This window comes from Pollutimonas thiosulfatoxidans (genome assembly GCF_004022565.1).
Taxonomy (GTDB): Bacteria; Pseudomonadota; Gammaproteobacteria; order Burkholderiales; family Burkholderiaceae_B; genus Pusillimonas_D; species Pusillimonas_D thiosulfatoxidans.
Window position 1 is genome coordinate 2,812,674 of the sequence record NZ_CP022987.1, and the last position, 18,673, is coordinate 2,831,346.

An 18,673-nucleotide genomic window follows, 5' to 3' on the forward strand; every position below is an offset into this window, starting at 1 on the left:
TCAGTCCCACCCGCCCCAGGCCGGTTTAGAACACGTAAAGCAGGTCAAAGCAGATAGGCCGTCAAGGCTTCCGAATCCGCGGCCGAGTCCCAATCTGAACTTCAATATCCCGCTTCTTCCCATCCCGGAGTATCGTCAACCTGGCCTCGCCTCGCGGCGGCAAAGGCGCGATCTGCGTTAAGAAACCTATCGAATCCACCACAGGCTCCCCATCCAGGGCCAAAATAATATCCCCGACCCGGATGCCGGCCCGCCAGGCTGGCCCGTTGCGTAGAACGCTGGCGATAATCACGCCGTCCGTCTGCTTCAGGTGAAACGCCCGGGCCAGATCTGGCGTGATGTCCTGGGGCTCTATGCCCAACCAACCGCGTGTCACCGTCCCGGTCTGGATAATCTGCTCCAGGATCTGGTGCGCCGCCTGCGCCGGGATCGCGAACCCTATGCCCAGCGAGCCGCCGGTTTCCGAATAAATTGCGGTATTGATGCCGACCAGCCGACCGCTGGTGTCTATCAATGCTCCGCCGGAGTTGCCCGGGTTGATTGCCGCATCCGTCTGGATGAAGTTTTCATAGATGTTGATGCCCAGACGATTGCGCCCCAGCGCCGAAACGATCCCCATCGTCGTGGTCTGCCCCACACCGAACGGATTGCCGATGGCAAGTACCACGTCTCCTACCTGCACCTTGTGCTCGCCATTGAAGGAAATCGGCTGCAGATCAGGCAGCGGAATCTTCAGTACCGCCAAGTCGCTTTCAGGGTCGGCACCGACCAGCTCAGCGGAAGTTTCCCGGCCATCACTCAAGGCCACCGCTATGGTGTCGGCCGCCTCGATCACATGGTAGTTGGTCAAGATGTAGCCATCGCCGCGTACGATCACGCCCGAGCCCAGGCTGGTCGATTCCTTGCGGCGACTGAATCCCGGGATGTCGCGAAACAACCTTTCCAGCTCCGGGTCTGGCGGCAGCGGAATCAGCGGTACATTGATATGCTTGCTGGTATAGATGTTCACCACGGAGGGCGTGGCCTGGGCCACAGCGGCGGCATACGACACCTGGCCCACCGGCGCCGTTGCGCCGGGTGCAGGTGCAGACGGTTTTGCAGGCGGCGTAGGCGCGGAACTCATCCAATCGGGGCGCAAGGTTGCCACGATAAACAGGACGCCCAGGCAAACCGTTACCGTTTGGGCAAATAGCAACCACAATCGACGCATAAGGCAATAAGGGAAAAAACAAGCAATGAATCAAGTTTCTACACGAGAACTCGCGGGCTGGCTTAATGCGACCTTGCAAACGCAACGCTTCAAGGATTATTGCCCCAACGGACTGCAAGTTGAAGGCAAAGCCACGGTCAGCCACATTATTACCGGAGTTACTGCGTCGCAGGCGTTACTGGACGCCGCCGTACAGGCCAATGCCGACGCCATTCTGGTGCACCACGGCTGGTTTTGGAAGAACGAAAGCGCCGTGGTGCGCGGGCCAAAACGTAAGCGCCTGGCCACGGTGCTGGCCCATGATATCAACCTATTCGCCTACCACCTGCCGCTAGATGCACACCCAACACTCGGCAACAACGCGCAACTGGGCCGTTTGCTCGGTTTGGTACCCGACCTTGACGAGGCCGGGCAAGCTCGGACCTGCGGTCCGGACGGGCTGGTATGGCTGGGCCGCTGCCAGCCCGCCACGACGCTGGGCGAACTCAGTCACAGAATTTGCAATGCCTTACAACGCCAACCCTTGATTGTCGGGAATGCACAACAAAAAATCGAGACTATCGCTTGGTGTACCGGCGGCGCCCAGAGCATGCTGCAGGCTGCGATCGACGCCGGGGCGGACGCCTACATTACTGGCGAAGCGTCGGAACCGACCTTCCACATGGCGCAAGAAACCGGCACCGCCTTCCTGGGCGCGGGGCACCATGCCACCGAGCGCTACGGCGTACAGGCCTTGGGTCGGGCCATCGCTGACGAATTCGGCGTACGCGTAGACTTCGTCGATATCGACAACCCGATCTAAGCGCTTACTTCCTTTGCAGCAGGTCGCGAATCTCGGTCAATAGCGCAACATCAGCGGGTGGCGGAGCCTCCGCCTGCACCACTTCCTGTTGCCGGGCCACCCGCACACGTGCCGCATTAATGGCCTTGACCAGGCAAAACACCACGAAGGCCAGCAGTATGAAGTTGATCAGTACTGTAAGGAAGCTTCCCCACGACAGCACGACTGCCCCCGCCTTGGTCAAGGCGTCGTAGGTTTCGGGCCCGGCGTAGTCTGCCGGCGCGCGCAACACCCAGAATTGATTGGTGAAATCGACTTCGCCCCCAACAACAAAAGCAACGATGGGCATGATGATGTCTTTGACCAATGAGTCGATGATTTTGCTGAATGCGGCGCCGATAATAACGCCCACTGCCAGGTCTATCATGTTGCCTTTTACGGCGAACTCTTGAAATTCCTGGAGGAAACCTCGTGCTTTGCTCATGTTGTCTTTCCTTAGCGGTTACACCCGCAACCGGGCTAACGCTATAATACGCGGTTGAAAAGACACTACATAGCCAAAAACAGTAAATTGGTATGCCCTGCCCGGGCATGAAAAGGATACAAGAATGAGTCAGATTACGACACAGCTCGACGATTCCGGCGCGGTTGATCCCACGCTACCGCCCGATCCTTCGCGCCGTTTCTGGGTTGCTTCAGCCTGTGCAGTCGGTGGCGTCGCAGGTGTGGCCACCGCAGTTCCGTTTGTCAGTTCCTTTGCCCCCTCCGAGAAGGCGCGGGCAGCCGGCGCACCGGTCGAGGTTGATGTGTCCAATATTGCTCCGGGCCAGATGATCACCGTCGAATGGCGCGGCAAGCCCGTATGGATCATGCACCGTACGCCCGAACAGCTCGAACACCTGGGTGACAACGACGCTGAACTTGCCGACCCCGATTCGCAGCGCCCGGGCTACACCCCCGAATATGCAGTTAACGAATACCGGTCGCGCAAGCCCGAGCTCTTCGTCTGTGTAGGTATCTGCACACACTTGGGTTGCTCGCCTTCACCGGCATTCACGCCTGGGCCTCAGCCCGGGTTGCCCTCCGACTGGGAAGGTGGTTTTTTCTGCCCTTGCCACGGCTCCTACTTCGATTTGGCCGGCCGCGTTTTCAAGAACAAACCCGCGCCCGACAACCTCGAAGTTCCGCCTTATGTGTTCTCGGCCGATGGTACGCGCATCACCATTGGCGTCGACGAAAACAACAAGGCCTGATACGTTAAAAGGCGTCCGCGAACGCCTTGCGAACAGAATCCGTTATACGCCGTAAAGATAGATAAGGAGCCGTTTCATGGCTGGCGACAAAACCGTCGAGACGACAGGACTTTTAGGCTGGATAGATAGGCGTTTTCCGCTTACTACCATGTTCAAAGAGCACATGTCGGAATACTATGCCCCCAAGAATTTCAATTTTTGGTATTTCTTTGGGTCGTTGGCAATGCTGGTGTTGGTCATTCAGATCGTCACCGGCATTTTCCTGGTCATGAGCTATAAGCCCGACGCCAAGCTTGCATTCGAATCTGTCGAATACATCATGCGCGAAGTGCCATGGGGCTGGCTCATCCGCTACATGCACTCCACCGGCGCCTCCATGTTCTTCGTGGTCGTGTACCTGCACATGCTGCGCGGACTGTTCTACGGTTCGTACCGCAAGCCGCGCGAGCTGGTCTGGATCTTCGGCGTTGCCATCTTCCTGTGCCTGATGGCTGAAGCCTTCTTCGGCTACCTGCTGCCATGGGGCCAGATGTCGTACTGGGGCGCTCAGGTCATTGTCAATCTGTTCGCGGCCATCCCCTTCATCGGTCCAGAACTCGCTATCTGGATTCGCGGCGACTATGTCGTATCGGACGCCACACTAAACCGCTTCTTCGCTTTCCACGTCATTGCCATTCCGTTGGTGCTGATCGGCCTGGTGGTTGCACACATCATTGCCTTGCATGAAGTAGGCTCCAACAACCCGGACGGCGTTGAAATCAAGCAAGGCCCCAAAGACCGCTACGGTCGCCCCCTGGACGGCATCCCCTTCCACCCGTATTACTCGGTGCACGACATCGTGGGTGTGGCGGGCTTCCTGATCATCTTCGCGGCGATCATGTTCTTTGCCCCCGAAATGGGCGGGTACTTCCTGGAATACAACAACTTCATCCCGGCTGACGCCCTGAAGACACCACCGCACATTGCGCCGGTGTGGTACTTCACGCCGTTTTATTCCATGCTGCGTGCCACCACGGCCGACTTCACCTGGGTGCTGGTTGCCGGGGCCGTCATCGCCGCTGCCGCCTTGTTCCTGAAGGGCAACCTGAAGGGCATCATGCGCATCGCCGTACCGGTCGTCCTGTTGATCGTTGCCGTACTGTTCCGCGCCATCGACGCCAAGTTCTGGGGTGTGGTCGCCATGGGCGGCGCTGTGGTCATCCTGTTCTTCCTGCCATGGCTCGACTATTCGCCAGTCAAGTCCATCCGCTACCGCCCTACCTGGCACAAGTATCTGTACGGTATTTTCATCGTCAACTTCCTGGTGTTGGGCTACCTCGGTACGCAGGCACCCAACCCGACGTTCAACCTCATGAGCCAAATCGGTACCGTGATCTATCTGGGCTTCTTTTTCCTGATGCCCGTCTGGAGCCGTCTGGGCACGTTCAAGCAAGTGCCCGACCGCGTCACGTTTCAAGCTCATTAAGGCAACCAACACGTTACGGAATGATCATGATTAAAAAGTTGCTAGGTACCATTGCTCTATCACTGGTCTGCGCGGTTTCAGTCGCTGCAGAAGGTGGGTACAGGCTAGACCACGCACCCGACCGCATCAACGATATGTCTTCCCTGCAAAACGGGGCCAAGCTCTTCGTCAACTACTGTCTGGGCTGTCATAGCGCCAACTCGATGCGCTATAACAAGCTCACCGACATCGGCCTGACTGACGAGCAGATCAAGAAAAACCTGCTGTTCACGACAGACAAGATCGGCGACCTCATGCGTATCGCCATGACACCAGAAGATGCCAAGCGCTGGTTTGGCGCGCCGCCCCCCGATTTGTCGGTGATCGCTCGCGCCAAGTCCACCACCATGGGTCCATCGGGTGTCGACTACGTCTATACCTTCCTGCGCACCTTCTACCGCGACACCTCCAAGGTCACCGGTTGGGACAACCTGGTGTTCCCAAGCGTGGGCATGCCCCACGTAATGTGGGAGCTCCAGGGCCCGCGTTCGCTGCAAAAGGTCACCATCCATGAAGCCGCCCAGGCGGATGGCAGCATGCAATGGGAGCGCACAACCGCAAGCTACGACGCCCAAGGTTTCTCTGAGGTCAAGAGCGAAGTGCTCAAGGACTACACGGGCGCCGCCATCAGCGAGGCCGTGTTCACCGCCGAGAACCCGCGCCAGGCGGCTGCCTTCGACCAAGACGTCGCTGACATCAGCAACTTCCTGGGCTGGATGGCCGAACCCATGCAACGCGAACGACGCCAGTTGGGTGTCTGGGTTCTGCTGTTCCTGTCCATCTTCTTTGTCGTCGCCTGGCGCCTGAACGCTGCCTACTGGAAAAACGTCAAGTAAGCCCGCCAAACCGGTAGCGCGGGCATGCGCTGCATCAAGGACCCCCTACCGGTCACGAAATAGGCGTATGCTGATACGCCTATTTCCCTATTCGGAACCCCACTTCGGTGGGTGTTCTTGTTCTTCATTCTACGATTGGAATCCGCGACATGATGGTGCTCTATTCTGGAACGACCTGCCCGTTCTCCCAACGCTGCCGCTTTGTGCTGTTCGAAAAAGGCATGGACTTCGAGATCCGTGACATCGACCTGTACAACAAGCCAGAAGACATTGCTGTCATGAACCCCTATGGTCAAGTGCCCATTCTGGTTGAGCGTGACCTGGTGCTGTACGAGTCCAACATCATCAACGAATACATCGACGAGCGCTTTCCGCATCCCCAATTGATGCCGGCTGATCCCGTCATGCGCGCCCGCACCCGGCTGTTCTTGTACAACTTCGAGAAAGAACTGTTCGTCCACGTCTCGGTATTGGAAGACCGCAGCTCTACGGATACCAAAGCGCAAGATTTCGCGCGCCAAAATATCCGCGACCGTCTTGCACAACTTGCCCCGCTGCTGTTAAAAAACAAGTACATGCTCGGCGAAGAGTTCTCCATGCTGGACGTGGCGGTTGCACCGCTGCTATGGCGCCTGGATCACTACGGCATCGAGCTGCCCAAGAACGCTGCCCCGATCCAGAAATACGCCGAACGCATCTTTTCGCGCCCGGCTTACATCGAAGCGCTGACCCCGTCGGAAAAGGTGATGCGCCGCTAAGACTATGCAAGAGTCATCAACGAAGCCTTACCTCATCCGAGCGCTGCACGAGTGGTGCACGGATAACGGCTATACGCCGCATATCGTAGTCACTGTGGACGCCAACACCATCGTGCCGCCAGCGCATATACACGACGGGCAGATCACGCTGAATATCGGCACGCTGGCAACCAACCGGCTAACCCTGGGCAACGACTATATCGAATTCCAAACCCGCTTCGGCGGGGTTACCGAGCAGATTTTTGTTCCCGTGGGCGCAGTGTCGGCCATTTATGCGCGCGAAACCGGCGCCGGCATGGGCTTTGACGTTGCCGAATCGGCACCCCATCCCAGCGACGCTGCGGCGGGCGGTACAAGCACGGCAAGGGTTGTTGCCGACAATTCGGAAGCGGTCATGGCCGGAAGGCAGGACTCTCCCGACGACGACCCCAAACCGCCGCGGCTGAAGGTAGTGAAGTAAGTAGAGCAAGGCGCACTTCCAAGTGCGCCTTTTTATTGCTTGGCCGCAAGGCGGAATCGGTTTGCCAAAGCTTCGGTGGCCCGCGCCAGAATTGCCACGTCCATCCCGACCGCCGTAAACAAGCTGCCCAGGTCCATGTAGCGACGCGCCAGCGTTTCGTCGAACGTCAGGATGCCCGGGGCCTTGCCGCAAGCCCGCGTTCGGCCGATCGCGTCTTCTATCGCTTTCTGCACCTCTGGGTGCTGCAACTCGCCGGGATGACCCAGGCTTGCGGAAAGATCGGCGGGCCCAATGAATATGCCGTCCACGCCATCCACAGCGGCAATACTTTCCAAATTGTTCAGCCCCTCGAGCGTTTCGATCTGGACCAGCAGGCACAGTTGCTCCTGGCAGTGCCGGGCGTAATCGGTCATGCGGCCAAAACCACTGGCGCGCATGGTGCCACCCACTCCGCGAACTCCATGCGGCGGGTAGCGCATACCGGCAACAGCCTGTTCGGCCTCCTGGGCTGTCTGAACATAAGGAATCAATAGCGTCTGGGCGCCAATATCAAGATACCGCTTCTGCTGCACCTGATCGTTCCAGCTGGGCCGGACGATGCAGGACACTGGATAAGCCGCTGCTGCCTGCAATTGCCCCAGCACGGTGGGCACATCGTTGGGGGAGTGCTCCGTGTCGAATACCAGCCAGTCAAAACCGGCGCCGGCGACGACCTCGGCGCTATAGGCATGCGCCAGCGACACCCATAGCCCCAGTTGATGCTGACCCGAACCGATGGCTTGTTTGAAGCGATTCACAGGCAATGACATGGCGCGACTCTTTAAAAAAACATGAATCCGAAATTCTAGTAGAATTATGCGTTCGCCGGTTTAGCTCAGTTGGTAGAGCAGCGCACTTGTAATGCGAAGGTCAGGAGTTCGACTCTTCTAACCGGCACCAGATTCATGTAAAAGGCCAACCTCTCGGGGTTGGCCTTTTGCTTTTCCGTGTACCGCTGTATGCCTATTGGCACTCACTGAACAGCGATAGATTCGCCAGGTTGCAACGACACGGTCCGCTGCCCGCTTTATTTCCTGGCATCGACCAGCCGCTGGTAGAGCGCATCGGCAGCAACCGATAGCCCGCGATCGCGCCTTTTGATCAGGTAGATGGACCGACGCAGGCCGGGCCACCGCAGCAGACGTGTTTCGATATCGGGATGTTGAAAATGAAATAGCGTCAGTGCAGGCACTACGCTGATGCCGAGCCCGGCGCGCACCATGCCCATTACGGTCGCCAATTGATCAACTTCAATTAGCGTGCGCATTTGCAGCGGTAAAGTCGCCGCATCAAGATACTGTCGCACGCTGCTGTCCCGCGATAGATGAATAAAATCGAAGGGCAAGAGGTCTCGCGGCTTTAGTTTGGCCCGACCCAGCAAGGGATGCCCACGTCGGGCAACCAGAAAAAACTCATCTGTTTGAAACGGCTCGGCACCCAACTCCGGGGTATCTACCCGCGTGGCCGCGATCGCTATGTCCGCCCGCCCGGATCGAACGCTCTCAATACAATTTTCTGACAGCACATCGAACACATCGAGCTCAATATCGGGAAACTCCGCATGAAAGGCAGCCAGCACGTCCGGTAACCAGCCTGCAGCCAATGACGGTAGCAATGCAAGCGCAACCCGTCCACGCTTGAGTTCCACCCGCTCGCGCACGCTGGCCAATGCGGCCTCCATTTCGTTGAGCACGCGCTGAGCGCCGCCCAGGAACTCACGGCCCTCAATCGTTAGCGCCACGTAGCGGGTGCTGCGATCAAACAAGCGTGCTCCTACCTCTGCCTCAAGCGCACGGATCAAGGCGCTGAAGGCAGGTTGTGACAAGTGCGATGCCGCTGCTGCACGCGTGAAGCTTTTCAATTCCGCCAAATGAAGAAAGGCGCGTAACTGATGGGTATGTAGTCTGGCATTCATTTGTATTTTGGATAAACAGATCCAAATATTCGAATTTACAGCATACCCCACGTAACCTAAGCTGTTACCCAAGTTACTTACTCTTGACCGAAAGCATCCGCGCTTGCCAGGCGCTTTATTGGAGTTCCCCCCTTTGCCTCAACCCATCGCCTCCGGGCGTAGCGACGTCCTATATGTCGGTAGTGCCGCCGGGTTCTCGGGCGACCGCACCGATGCGACTGGACCCGTGGTCGATGCGCTCATCAAGACCGCCGGGCCGGCCGTCCTGATCTTCGAGACCTTGGCTGAACGCACCCTGGCGCTCGCGCAACTTGCCAGGCGCCAGGATCCCTCAGCGGGCTATGAGCCGCTGCTCGACGATCTGCTCGAGCCCATCCTGGGGCGCTGCCTCACGCACGGCATTCGGATCGTGAGCAACTTTGGCGCAGCCAATCCGAAAGGAGCGGCCCGACACATACTTGCGATGGCTGCGCGGCTCCATCTTCGAGCACCGCGCGTGGCGGTGGTTCTGGGCGATGATCTGCTCGAAGATGATGAATTGCAATGGCGGGCTCGCCTGCCCGGGCGCCGTGTGGTCAGCGCCAACGCCTACCTCGGAGCAGAGTCTATTGCCCAGGCCCTGCATGAAGGCGCCGACATCGTGGTCTGCGGTCGGGTAGCAGACCCGTCTCTGGTTTTGGGTCCCGCCTTGGCGCATTTTGGATGGACCATGAGCGACTGGGACAAGCTGGCCGGCGGCACAATGGCGGGCCACTTGCTGGAGTGCGGCGCGCAGGTTTGCGGCGGCTATTACGCCGATCCCGGGATCAAAGATGTGCCCGGCCTGGCCAACATCGGTTTCCCAGTGGCCGAAATCCATGCCGACGGCAGTTGCATTATCGGCAAGCCGGCGGGCACGGGCGGGCGCATTGATACGCATGGTGTAAAGGAACAACTGCTCTACGAAATACACGATCCAACGGCCTATATGACACCCGACGTCGTAGCTGACATCGGATCGGCCACCGTCACCGAAGTGGGGCCGGACCGAATCCGCCTTGCCGGGGTACGCGGACACCCCCGCCCCGCCGAGCTGAAAGTCAATATCTGCTATGAAAACGGCTGGTTGGCCGAGGGGGAAATCTCCTATGCCGGCGCAAGAGCCGAGGCAAGGGCCAGGCTGGCTGCTGATATCTTGCGCGAACGCCTGGCAGGGCTGGGAAAGTTGCGTGTAGACCTGATAGGCGTGCTGAGCATATTTGCTGATGATGGCGGGAAAAGCTATACGCAACAGAAGCCCGGCCATGGGCGCGACGTACGTCTGCGCGTGGCACTTAGCCATCAAGACCGCACAGCCGCAGAACGTCTGGCGCGCGAAGTTACGGCCTTGTACACCTGCGGGCCTGCCGGTGGTGGCGGCGTGCGCACCAGCATCCGGGCGCGTTTGGGCCTGGAAAGCCACACCGTGATGCGCGGCCATGTTCGCATGCGACATGTATTTATCGAGCACTGATCCTCATGACTACTGTACCTCTGTATCGCGCCGCCCATGGCCGCACTGGCGACAAAGGAGATCGCTCCAACATCAGCGTAATCGCCTGGAGGCCCGAGCTATGGGAATTGTTGGTGGAGCAGGTAACGGAAGCAGCCGTGGCCAAGCTGTTTGCCCATCGTTCTCCCACAACCATTCGACGCTACCTGCTTCCCCAACTACACGCAATGAACTTCGTGCTTGACGGTGTGTTGGACGGTGGTGTTAATAGTGCCTTAAACCTTGATGCACACGGCAAAAGCCTCTCGTACCTACTGCTGGATCTGCCGATCGACGTTCCAGAGCAATTGGCCTCGTTGCTGGTCGGCGAAAACGAGCCATTCTTATCTTGATGCAAGGCTTGAGCAAGCTTAAGCCAGCCTATTTCCATAACAGCCAAAAATGGCTGATAACCGCAAGGAGACAAACGATGAAACAAGCTCACTCCACATGGCGCCGGGCCATGCTGATGACCGCTGCCGTAACAACCTGCCTAAGCCTGCTTCCCCTGACTGCCCATGCGCAGGACAAAAAGCTGCTTATTGGCACAACGTCGTCGTCATCGAGCCACTACGGATACTTTGTCGCTGTCTCGCAAGTCGTTAATAAACAAGTGAAAGGCGTAGACACATCCGTGACCGAAACCGGTGCGACCATGGACAACCTGCGACGCATGGAGCGTAATCAGGTCGACTTTGCACTGGTGACCACCAATGTGATCCATCACGCCAATGCAGGCACCGGCGACTTTGCCGGCAAACCCAACAACAGCCGGTTACTGTGGATCTACACCATGGCGCCCCAGAACGCGATCGTCAGAAAGGACGCCAACATCGTCGATCTGCAAGCCCTGAACGGAAAATAGTTCAACACGGGTCTCAAAGGCTCCGCCACTGAAAAAACCACGGACGCCGTGTTCGAAGTGCTCGGCATCCAGCCGGATGTGGTACGGGGCTCAACCGGTGAAATCGTCGATGCCGTCAAAGACAACCGCTCGGTGGGTTACGTAAAGTCGGGGGCTGGCATGAAGCTGGACGCGTCCTCGCGCGAGATCGCCACTTTTACGCCTATTCAAATCCTGGGCTTGACCGACAGTCAGCGAGACAAAATCAAAGAGGCAATGCCTGAACTCTCCATGGTTGACGTGCCGGCAGACAGTTCCGTAGGAACCGCCGCCTACACAACCTGGGGCTTCGGTGTCGGTGCCGCTGCCTCTACGCAAATGGATGAGGAGACGGTCTACCAGATCGTCAAGGCGATCTGTGAAGACAAGACCGTGCAAGCTGCCGCGTTCGCAGATGTTGCTGACGTGGACATTGCCGAGATGACGTTAAAGTATGCCGCCTCCCCTCTGCACCCTGGCGCCATTCGTTACTTCAAGGAGCGCGGCCTGGACGTTCCTGACCGACTGATCGCTCGCTGAAGACGATAGCGAATACATGGCGATGCATCCTTTACGATCCCAAGCGGCAACTGCCCTGACCTTGGCCTTGAGTCTGTTTGTTCTAGGCACGGCGATCTTTGGCGCAAGGGACGCATTGGTTCAGCGGTCCATTTTCCTGGGTCTGGTCATTCTTGTGGCCTTGCTCAGATACCCATTGCTCAATGGCACACCGTGGTGGAGGCTGGGCGTTGCGATAGATGCAGCGCTTGGCCTGCTGGCCACCGCAAGCTGTGTGTGGGTCGTGCTTAACGCAGACACGATCATGAACAGTCTGCCCACTGCCGGCACGCTTCACATCGGCATGACCATTGTGCTAGTCGTAACCATACTCGATCTGTCACGACGAGCCATTGGTCTTATCTTTCCGGCCATGGTCGCCGTGGGACTGGCTTATGCGCTTCTGGGCCAGCATATTCCGGGGCCGCTGGGGCATCGCGGCTTTGACGTGTATTTCATTACCGAAACGCTGCTGCTTAGCGATATAGGCCTTTGGGGCTCATTGCTCGGGGTGGCGGCGACAATTATTGCGATCTTCTCTCTGTTCGGTGCATTTCTGCTGCATTCGGGTGGCGGCGCCACGTTTATGGATCTGGCCCTGCGTGTCAGCGGTCGGTCCACTGGGGGGGCGGCCAAGATCGCAACCATCGCTTCGGGGTTATTCGGCATGGTCAGTGGCAGCGCGGTCGGCAACGTCGCGACCACGGGCGCCTTTACGATTCCCTTGATGAAGCGGCTGGGCTATCCGGCGTCCCTTGCCGGCGCAGTCGAGGCGGTTGCCTCGACTGGCGGCCAACTGGCGCCTCCCATCATGGGCGCAGCTGCCTTCATCATGGCGGAAATCATCGGCAGCGACTACCTGTCAATCGCTGCGGCAGCCGCGCTACCGGCGGCACTGTTCTATTGGGGTGTCTTTGCCACCGTGCATGTCACGGCACAAGAAGAGAAGCTGGGGCAAGTGCCTGATGATCAGATTCCAGCATGGGCGACTATTCTGCGTGTCGACCGGCTGGCTTCTATCGTCTTGTCGATTGCTGGACTGACCATCGGTATTCTGCAAGGTATGTCACTGCAGACGGCGGCGTTTTATGGCATTGCGGGTGCAGTGGCCGGCATGTTCGTGGCAGCAGTCTCGCAACGACTGCAATCGACTTCTGCCAAGAAGTCACCCCCTACGGAAAAGCATCCGAACATGCTAGCGCCCATACTGCGCCAAGCTCGCAGCGCGTTGGACGAGGGGGCGACCGGACTGATCATCGTCGGTATTCTGCTTGCAGGCGCGCAAATTCTAGTGTCCATGATCAACCTCACCGGGGTCGGCGTAACGCTGTCATCGATGATTGTGGGCGACGGTAACGCACCTGTACTGATGATCGGTCTGGTTGTCGCGCTAGTATGCATGATTATGGGCATGGGCATTCCCACAACTGCTGCCTATGTGCTGGTCGCGGCAACACTCGCGCCCGCGCTCATTAAAATTGGCGTCAGTCCCATCGCGGCACACATGTTCGTCTTTTACTACGCGACTTTGTCTGTCATCACCCCGCCCGTTTGCGTGGGAGTCTTCGTGGCGGCGGGATTGGCGGGCGAGCGTTGGGTAGCCGTTGCACGCCGGGCAGTCACGCTAGGGGCTGTCACCTATGTCATCCCGTTTTTGTTCCTGTTGTACCCGCTTATGCTCACCCCCAGCTTCAGTGTGGGCTATTTCGAAGCTGCGCTTAGCGGCGCCATATTCGTGGCATCGTTTGCCTATCTCTTTGGTGGCGCACGCGTCAGCCGTTGGCGGTTTGTCGACATCGCCGCGTGGCTGTCCATTGCCGTCCTGGCCACCGTTCCAACGCAAGCAGGCCTTGTTCTTTCTGCAATGGGCCTGGCCTTGATGATCTGGCTGCGGCATCGACACCGGGTCACAAGCCTTTCTTGTCAGAAGGCTGTTTAACTAGCGCTCAAGCAAAAGGCCAGTCGTTCGCGACTGGCCTTGTTTGCCTGTTCTTGCGGCTTACGTATGCGTGATCTGGGTTCCCAGTACTTTCATGCATTCGCGCATGAAAGCGGCCAGACCCGTCCAGCCTTTGGCCGAGACCATGGTGCCGTCGACATAGGCCTCATGCGGCTTGACGTCGATATAGGTGCCGCCCGCCAGAATGACTTCCGGCTCGCAGGCGCCCAGGGCCGCCACTTTCTTGCCACGAATGACCCCGTCTACCGCGACGAGGATCTGAACACCATGGCATATCGTGAAGATGGGCTTTTTCTCTTCGTGGAAATGACGGACCATGGCTTGAATGCGCTTGTCGGTCCGGATGTATTCCGGCCCGCGCCCGCCGGCGCAATATACCGCGTCGTATTCGTCCAGGTTCACCTCGGAGAAGGTCTTGTTGATTTCGGCCAGATGCCCGAAGCGCTCGATATAGGTTTGGTGTCCCTCGAAGTCATGCAGCGATGTCTGGATCATCTCGCCCGCCTTTTTATCCGGGCAAATGACATGGACGGTATGGCCTACGGCCTCCATGCCTTGCTGGAAAACAAAGATCTCATATTCCTCGGTGAATTCACCGCAAAGCATGAGGATTTTCTTGCCGTTCATATAGTCCTCCTATGGGCAGTTAGAGCGGCCAGGCTTGGTGGCCCGGCCTGTTTGCATCAGAATGGGCTGTCAGGGAAATAGAACTGATCTGCGTTCTCTGGGGTGATCAGCGGCGCATCCAGCTTGAAGTTGCCGCGCATGGGTGCCTGACCGGTAAACTGGGCCGCCGTCATGTAGATGGCCGATTTGATCATCGATGGCGGATAAGGCGTCGAGATAGGCGTGATGGCGTTTTTGGCTTTTACCAGCTCGATGACGTCTTTCATGCCGTTACCACCCAGCGCATATTGGATCTCTTTGCGGCCAGATTGCTTCATCGCCTCAAGCACGCCCAACAGCATGTCGTCATCATTGGCCCAGACCGCATCGATATGCGGATACTTGGCCAGGTAGTCTTGCATCAGCTTGAAGGCCTCGTCTTGGTTCCAGTTGGCATACTGAATATCCAGGATCTCGATGTCAGTCTTGGACATCACATCGGTGAATCCCTTGATCCGCTCATCGTCAATGACGGTCGGGATGCCACGCAACACGACGATCTTGCCTTTGTTGCCCAGCTTGTCAGCCAGCCACTTCGCCGTGTTGGCTCCCACGGCGATATTGTCGCCGGCGACATATAGATCCTGTATGGTGGGGTCGGTCAGGCCGCGATCGACCACCGCAATAAAGGTACCGGCCGCCTTGACCTGTTCAACAGGGCCTGTCAGTTCTTCCGACGTAAAAGGCAAAATGACCAGCGCATCCAGCTTGCGGCTGGCCGCCAGGTCTTCCAGCGCCGATACCTGCGCCGTTGCCGAAGGCGACGTCTTCACCACCACGTCGATATTCGGAAATGCCGCCTTGATTTCTTTGGCGGCCTGTTCCGCGTGATACACAACGCCGCCGGTCCAGCCGTGCGTCGCAGCGGGGATGGACACGGCTATGGTTTTTTTCTCTTGTGCCAAGGCACCGGTGGTGGTTAGTGCCACGAGGCTGACTGCGGACAGCAGGCCAAGTGCCTTTTTGGTTATCGCTTTCATTTGTCTCTCCTGATTATGGTTGTCAATTCTTTCTCCTTGAAAGCCTCCACCCCTCCTCGTGGCGGCTACTTGATGAAGCGATGCGCAAGCATCGCGAGGATAATGATCACGCCTTGCACGGCGGCGACGAGGTATTCGGAAACCATGTTGGACAGCACCATCAGGTTCGCGATTACCTCCAGAATCAATGCACCGGCGACGGTTCCCCAGATTCGGGCTTTGCCACCGCGTAGCAGCGTGCCGCCGATCACCACGGCGGTGATCACCTGCAGTTCCCATAGCTGGCCGGTGGTGGGCGTCGCGGCGCCCAGACGCGGGATATAGCAGATCGCGGCGATGGCCACGCACAGCCCCTGTATGACAAAAGCCATGGTCCGAACCTTGGTAACCGACACGCCCGAGAAGCGGGCAACATCGGCACTGGATCCCACGGCCGTGCAACGGCGCCCGTATTTGGTGCGATACAGGATGAAGGCACCGACCAGCGCCACGGCCAAGGTAATGGCCACCGGTATCGGAATGCCCAATACGTCGCCGAAGTAAATCGGGCGGTAAGGATCGCGCAGCGCCCTATCCATGGGGATAGAGCCGCCGTCGGACATCCATGTGATCAGCGCGCGGAAGATCCCCATGGTGCCCAGCGTGGCAATAAAGGGTTCGATCTTGCCTACGGTGACGATCACCCCGTTCAGCAGCCCACAGGCGGCACCGACCACCAGACCTGCGCCCGCCCCCATGAAGATCGCATTGGCGCCCATCGAGGGTTCAAACCGATTCATGATCAGTATCATGATGCCGGTTACGAAGGCCATCATGGAGCCCACCGACAGATCCAGGCAGCCCGACGAGATCACGAAGGTCGCGCCAATGGCGATAATGGCGATGAACGCCGAACGTGTCACCACGTTGGCAATGTTGGTCCCGGTAGCGAAGTTGGTGTTCAGCATGACGCCGACCAACAGCACTATTGCCAAGGCAATGAATGGGCCCAAGGCGGCCCAGGGGATGCGGCCAGAAGGCCTAGCCACTGGGATATTCGATGTTGTGCTTGTCATTTTGGTCTCCTGCGCCGTTTCTGTTTAAACGGTCTTGTGGGCTTGCCTCGTGTGCATCGCCGCTGGTGGCTGCGTAGACGACGTTCTGTTCGGTAATGTGATCGCCGGTCAGTTCGGCCACGACGCGGCCTGCACGCATGACCAGAACCCGGTCGGCAAGGCCGACCAGTTCGGGGAGTTCCGACGAAATCACAATGCAGGCTTTGCCTGATCGAACCAGTTGGTCGATGAAGTCGTAAATTTGACTCTTGTTGCCGATATCGATGCCGCGGGTAGGCTCGTCGATGATGACGACCGAGGGGTCGGTCATCATTACCTTTGCCAGCAGCAGTTTTTGCTGATTTCCACCGGACAGCTGACCGGCATTCAGATGAAGCGATCCCACGCGTATGTCGTAGTCGCCCACTGCCTTTTGCAGTGCTCGGGTCTCTTTGCTTCGATCCAGCGCAAGGCGCGTGTGGACACGATCCAGTGCCTGGAGTGTCAGGTTGGGTGCGAGCGGCTCTTCCAGCAACAGGCCCTTGCCCTTGCGGTCTTCGGTCAGGTAAACCAGGCCGTGTTCCCGCCAATCCTTGACGGAGCGGTGCTGGACGGGGAGGTCCGCCATGTCGATCCGGACGGCATGAGCTGTCCGAAGACCCAACAGCCCCTCGAATAGCTCGGTGCGGCCGGAGCCTATCATGCCGCCGATACCCAGGACTTCGCCGCGTCGAACTGCGAAGCTGGCTTCTACCGCGCCATGATCGACAGACAATTGGTCCACCGACAGCAGTGGACTGCCCGACGGCTGGGGACGTTTTGCCGGATACAGCACGTCCAGTTCGCGGCCGACCATCAATTCAGCCATCTTGCGCTGCGTCAGGTCGGACGCGGGCCAGGTGCCTATCATTTTTCCGTCGCGCAACACTGTTATTCGATCAGCCAGCGCCTCGACCTCGTCCAGGCGATGTGAAATATAAAGGACCGCAACGCCGTTTGCCCTGAGTCCGCGAACGACATCCAACAGCGCCGCCACTTCGTCGTTGGCCAGCACGGCGGTGGGTTCATCAAATATCACTACCTTGCGCGGTTCCAGCAGCGCCCGGGCAATTTGTGCCAGTTGCCGTTGCGCCAGCGGGAGATTACCCACGCGGTCGCGAGGGCGGCAGTGCGCGCCGATGGAAGCAAGGACTTCGGCAGTACGCTGGTTCATGGCGCGGTCGTCGACCATGGCACCACGCGACAGCTCACGACCAAGGAAAAGATTCTCTGCAACGGTCAGGTCTGGCGCCAGCAGGATTTCCTGGTGCACCAGCACCACGCCTGCAGCCTCCGCAACCGCAGCATCTGCGAAGTCAACAGGCTGCCCGGCCATAAGCAGGCGGCCTTCCGTGGGCGGCACATAGCCGGACAGCAGCTTCATGAGCGTGGATTTGCCCGCACCATTCTCGCCGATGATGGCGTGGACCTCGCCCGCGTGGATATCCAAGGTGGCATTGGAGAGCACGGTGATGGCGCCATAGGTCTTGGTCAGACCCGCAGCAGCAAGCGCCGGCGGATCGGTAGACGTGTCTGCCATTTGGGCCGTGGCGGTTATGGGAAGCGTGGCAGCCATGGCTTATTCGAAGGCCAGCATTAACCGGTCGCGCGAACGCTCTATGTGTACGCGCATCGCCGCTTCTGCAGCCGCGGCATTGCGCGCACGAAAGGCTGCCAACAGGTTCTCGTGTTCTTCGAGTGCCTCTTGGGTGACCCGGCTATGGAACATCAGGCGGAACAAATGCAGGTGGACGTGCTGGTTGAATAGCGTTGAGCGGATGACTTCATTTCCGGCGATGCGCAGAATTTCGTCATGAAAATGCGCATCGGTACGGGCAAAGCGCGAGTAGCGACTGGTTCGGTCGACTGGCGCATCGCCATGCGCCATGTCGGCGGCAATCTCTTCAATGTGGTTAAGCGCAACGGGGGTCATGTTGAGGGCAGCCAATCGGGCGCCCTCGGGCTCTACCAGCAGACGGAAGTTGAATAAATCCTCGAATTGCTTGCGCCCCAGTTGTGGGGCGGCGCTGTAGCCAATCAGGTGCGCCTTGTGAACCAGGCCCTCGCGCTCTAGCCGCGAGAGCGCCTCGCGAACCGGCGTCTGGGACACGTTCAGCTCGCGCGCGATGACGTCGATTGGCATGCGCGCACCGGGAGCGATCTCCAGTGACATAAGGCGTTCGTAGATGCTGTCGTAGACACCGTCCACCACACTTGGCGGGCGTACCAATGCCCCAGCCTGCTTTTCTCGTAGCGCTACCATGGTCGTTCGCAGCCTCGTTCAGTT

Annotated in this window: 18 protein-coding genes, 1 tRNA gene and 1 pseudogene; 11 read left to right on the forward strand and 9 right to left on the reverse strand. The window is 58.5% G+C overall.

What is annotated here, in order from left to right:
• Positions 1 to 61 precede the first annotated feature (61 nt).
• Positions 62 to 1,210 carry a S1C family serine protease gene (locus CKA81_RS13710; RefSeq protein ID WP_128355785.1) on the reverse strand — a complete coding sequence of 383 codons (1,149 nt, stop codon included), beginning with the start codon at positions 1,208 to 1,210 and terminating at the stop codon, positions 62 to 64.
• A gap of 25 nt (positions 1,211 to 1,235) precedes the next feature.
• Between CKA81_RS13710 and CKA81_RS13715 the strand changes: the two genes are divergently transcribed.
• Positions 1,236 to 2,012, forward strand: a complete 777-nt coding sequence (locus CKA81_RS13715) for a Nif3-like dinuclear metal center hexameric protein (RefSeq protein WP_128355786.1) — start codon at positions 1,236 to 1,238, stop codon at positions 2,010 to 2,012.
• Between the two features lie 4 nt (positions 2,013 to 2,016).
• Here the strand turns inward: CKA81_RS13715 and mscL are convergent, their stop codons facing one another.
• Entirely contained in the window at positions 2,017 to 2,475 is a 459-nt protein-coding gene (mscL, locus tag CKA81_RS13720) for a large conductance mechanosensitive channel protein MscL (RefSeq protein WP_128355787.1), read from the reverse strand.
• Positions 2,476 to 2,599: 124 nt separating this feature from the next.
• Between mscL and petA the strand changes: the two genes are divergently transcribed.
• From petA to CKA81_RS13745, 5 genes are all read left to right on the forward strand, one after another.
• On the forward strand, positions 2,600 to 3,244 hold the full coding sequence (gene petA, locus CKA81_RS13725) for a ubiquinol-cytochrome c reductase iron-sulfur subunit (protein ID WP_128355788.1): 645 nt from the start codon (positions 2,600 to 2,602) through the stop codon (positions 3,242 to 3,244).
• A 76-nt stretch (positions 3,245 to 3,320) separates the two neighbouring features.
• Positions 3,321 to 4,709, forward strand: a complete 1,389-nt coding sequence (locus CKA81_RS13730; protein WP_128355789.1) for a cytochrome b — start codon at positions 3,321 to 3,323, stop codon at positions 4,707 to 4,709.
• Positions 4,710 to 4,729: 20 nt separating this feature from the next.
• Positions 4,730 to 5,584: a cytochrome c1 gene (locus CKA81_RS13735; protein WP_180016180.1), complete on the forward strand. Its 855-nt coding sequence runs from the start codon at positions 4,730 to 4,732 to the stop codon at positions 5,582 to 5,584.
• 149 nt (positions 5,585 to 5,733) lie between these two features.
• A complete protein-coding gene (locus CKA81_RS13740) occupies positions 5,734 to 6,342 on the forward strand; it encodes a glutathione S-transferase N-terminal domain-containing protein (protein ID WP_128355791.1) in 609 nt (202 codons plus the stop codon).
• 4 nt (positions 6,343 to 6,346) lie between these two features.
• A complete protein-coding gene (locus CKA81_RS13745) occupies positions 6,347 to 6,802 on the forward strand; it encodes a ClpXP protease specificity-enhancing factor (protein ID WP_128355792.1) in 456 nt (151 codons plus the stop codon).
• A 32-nt stretch (positions 6,803 to 6,834) separates the two neighbouring features.
• On the opposite strand, the gene CKA81_RS13750 is transcribed toward CKA81_RS13745, so the two are convergent.
• The gene (locus CKA81_RS13750; RefSeq protein WP_128355793.1) at positions 6,835 to 7,611 is read right to left on the reverse strand and encodes an aldolase/citrate lyase family protein; all 777 of its coding nucleotides are present in this window, start codon (positions 7,609 to 7,611) and stop codon (positions 6,835 to 6,837) included.
• 54 nt (positions 7,612 to 7,665) lie between these two features.
• On the opposite strand from CKA81_RS13750, the gene CKA81_RS13755 reads away from it, so the two are divergent.
• A tRNA-Thr gene (locus tag CKA81_RS13755) sits at positions 7,666 to 7,741 on the forward strand.
• 127 nt (positions 7,742 to 7,868) lie between these two features.
• Here the strand turns inward: CKA81_RS13755 and CKA81_RS13760 are convergent.
• Positions 7,869 to 8,756: a LysR family transcriptional regulator gene (locus CKA81_RS13760; RefSeq protein WP_128355794.1), complete on the reverse strand. Its 888-nt coding sequence runs from the start codon at positions 8,754 to 8,756 to the stop codon at positions 7,869 to 7,871.
• Positions 8,757 to 8,889: 133 nt separating this feature from the next.
• Here CKA81_RS13760 and CKA81_RS13765 point away from each other — a divergent pair, with 133 nt between their 5' ends.
• The 4 genes and pseudogenes from CKA81_RS13765 to CKA81_RS13780 all read left to right on the forward strand — a co-directional run bounded on the left by CKA81_RS13765 (position 8,890) and on the right by CKA81_RS13780 (position 13,646).
• Positions 8,890 to 10,248, forward strand: coding sequence for an acyclic terpene utilization AtuA family protein (locus CKA81_RS13765; RefSeq protein WP_394342515.1), 1,359 nt, complete (start codon positions 8,890 to 8,892; stop codon positions 10,246 to 10,248).
• A 5-nt stretch (positions 10,249 to 10,253) separates the two neighbouring features.
• Positions 10,254 to 10,619, forward strand: a complete 366-nt coding sequence (locus CKA81_RS13770; protein ID WP_128355795.1) for an AtuA-related protein — start codon at positions 10,254 to 10,256, stop codon at positions 10,617 to 10,619.
• Positions 10,620 to 10,735: 116 nt separating this feature from the next.
• Positions 10,736 to 11,689 (forward strand): annotated as a pseudogene (locus CKA81_RS17370) (TAXI family TRAP transporter solute-binding subunit).
• 16 nt (positions 11,690 to 11,705) lie between these two features.
• The gene (locus tag CKA81_RS13780; RefSeq protein WP_128355796.1) at positions 11,706 to 13,646 is read left to right on the forward strand and encodes a TRAP transporter permease; all 1,941 of its coding nucleotides are present in this window, start codon (positions 11,706 to 11,708) and stop codon (positions 13,644 to 13,646) included.
• A gap of 60 nt (positions 13,647 to 13,706) precedes the next feature.
• Here the strand turns inward: CKA81_RS13780 and CKA81_RS13785 are convergent, their stop codons facing one another.
• From CKA81_RS13785 to CKA81_RS13805, 5 genes are all read right to left on the reverse strand, one after another.
• Entirely contained in the window at positions 13,707 to 14,294 is a 588-nt protein-coding gene (locus CKA81_RS13785) for a DJ-1/PfpI family protein (RefSeq protein WP_128355797.1), read from the reverse strand.
• 56 nt (positions 14,295 to 14,350) lie between these two features.
• Positions 14,351 to 15,313, reverse strand: coding sequence for a substrate-binding domain-containing protein (locus tag CKA81_RS13790; protein WP_128355798.1), 963 nt, complete (start codon positions 15,311 to 15,313; stop codon positions 14,351 to 14,353).
• Positions 15,314 to 15,378: 65 nt separating this feature from the next.
• Positions 15,379 to 16,368: an ABC transporter permease gene (locus CKA81_RS13795; protein WP_128355799.1), complete on the reverse strand. Its 990-nt coding sequence runs from the start codon at positions 16,366 to 16,368 to the stop codon at positions 15,379 to 15,381.
• A complete protein-coding gene (locus CKA81_RS13800) occupies positions 16,334 to 17,962 on the reverse strand; it encodes a sugar ABC transporter ATP-binding protein (RefSeq protein WP_128355800.1) in 1,629 nt (542 codons plus the stop codon). Before CKA81_RS13800 ends, CKA81_RS13795 begins: the two co-directional genes overlap by 35 nt.
• Positions 17,963 to 17,965: 3 nt before the next feature.
• Positions 17,966 to 18,649 carry a GntR family transcriptional regulator gene (locus tag CKA81_RS13805; protein WP_128355801.1) on the reverse strand — a complete coding sequence of 228 codons (684 nt, stop codon included), beginning with the start codon at positions 18,647 to 18,649 and terminating at the stop codon, positions 17,966 to 17,968.
• Positions 18,650 to 18,673: the final 24 nt, after the last annotated feature.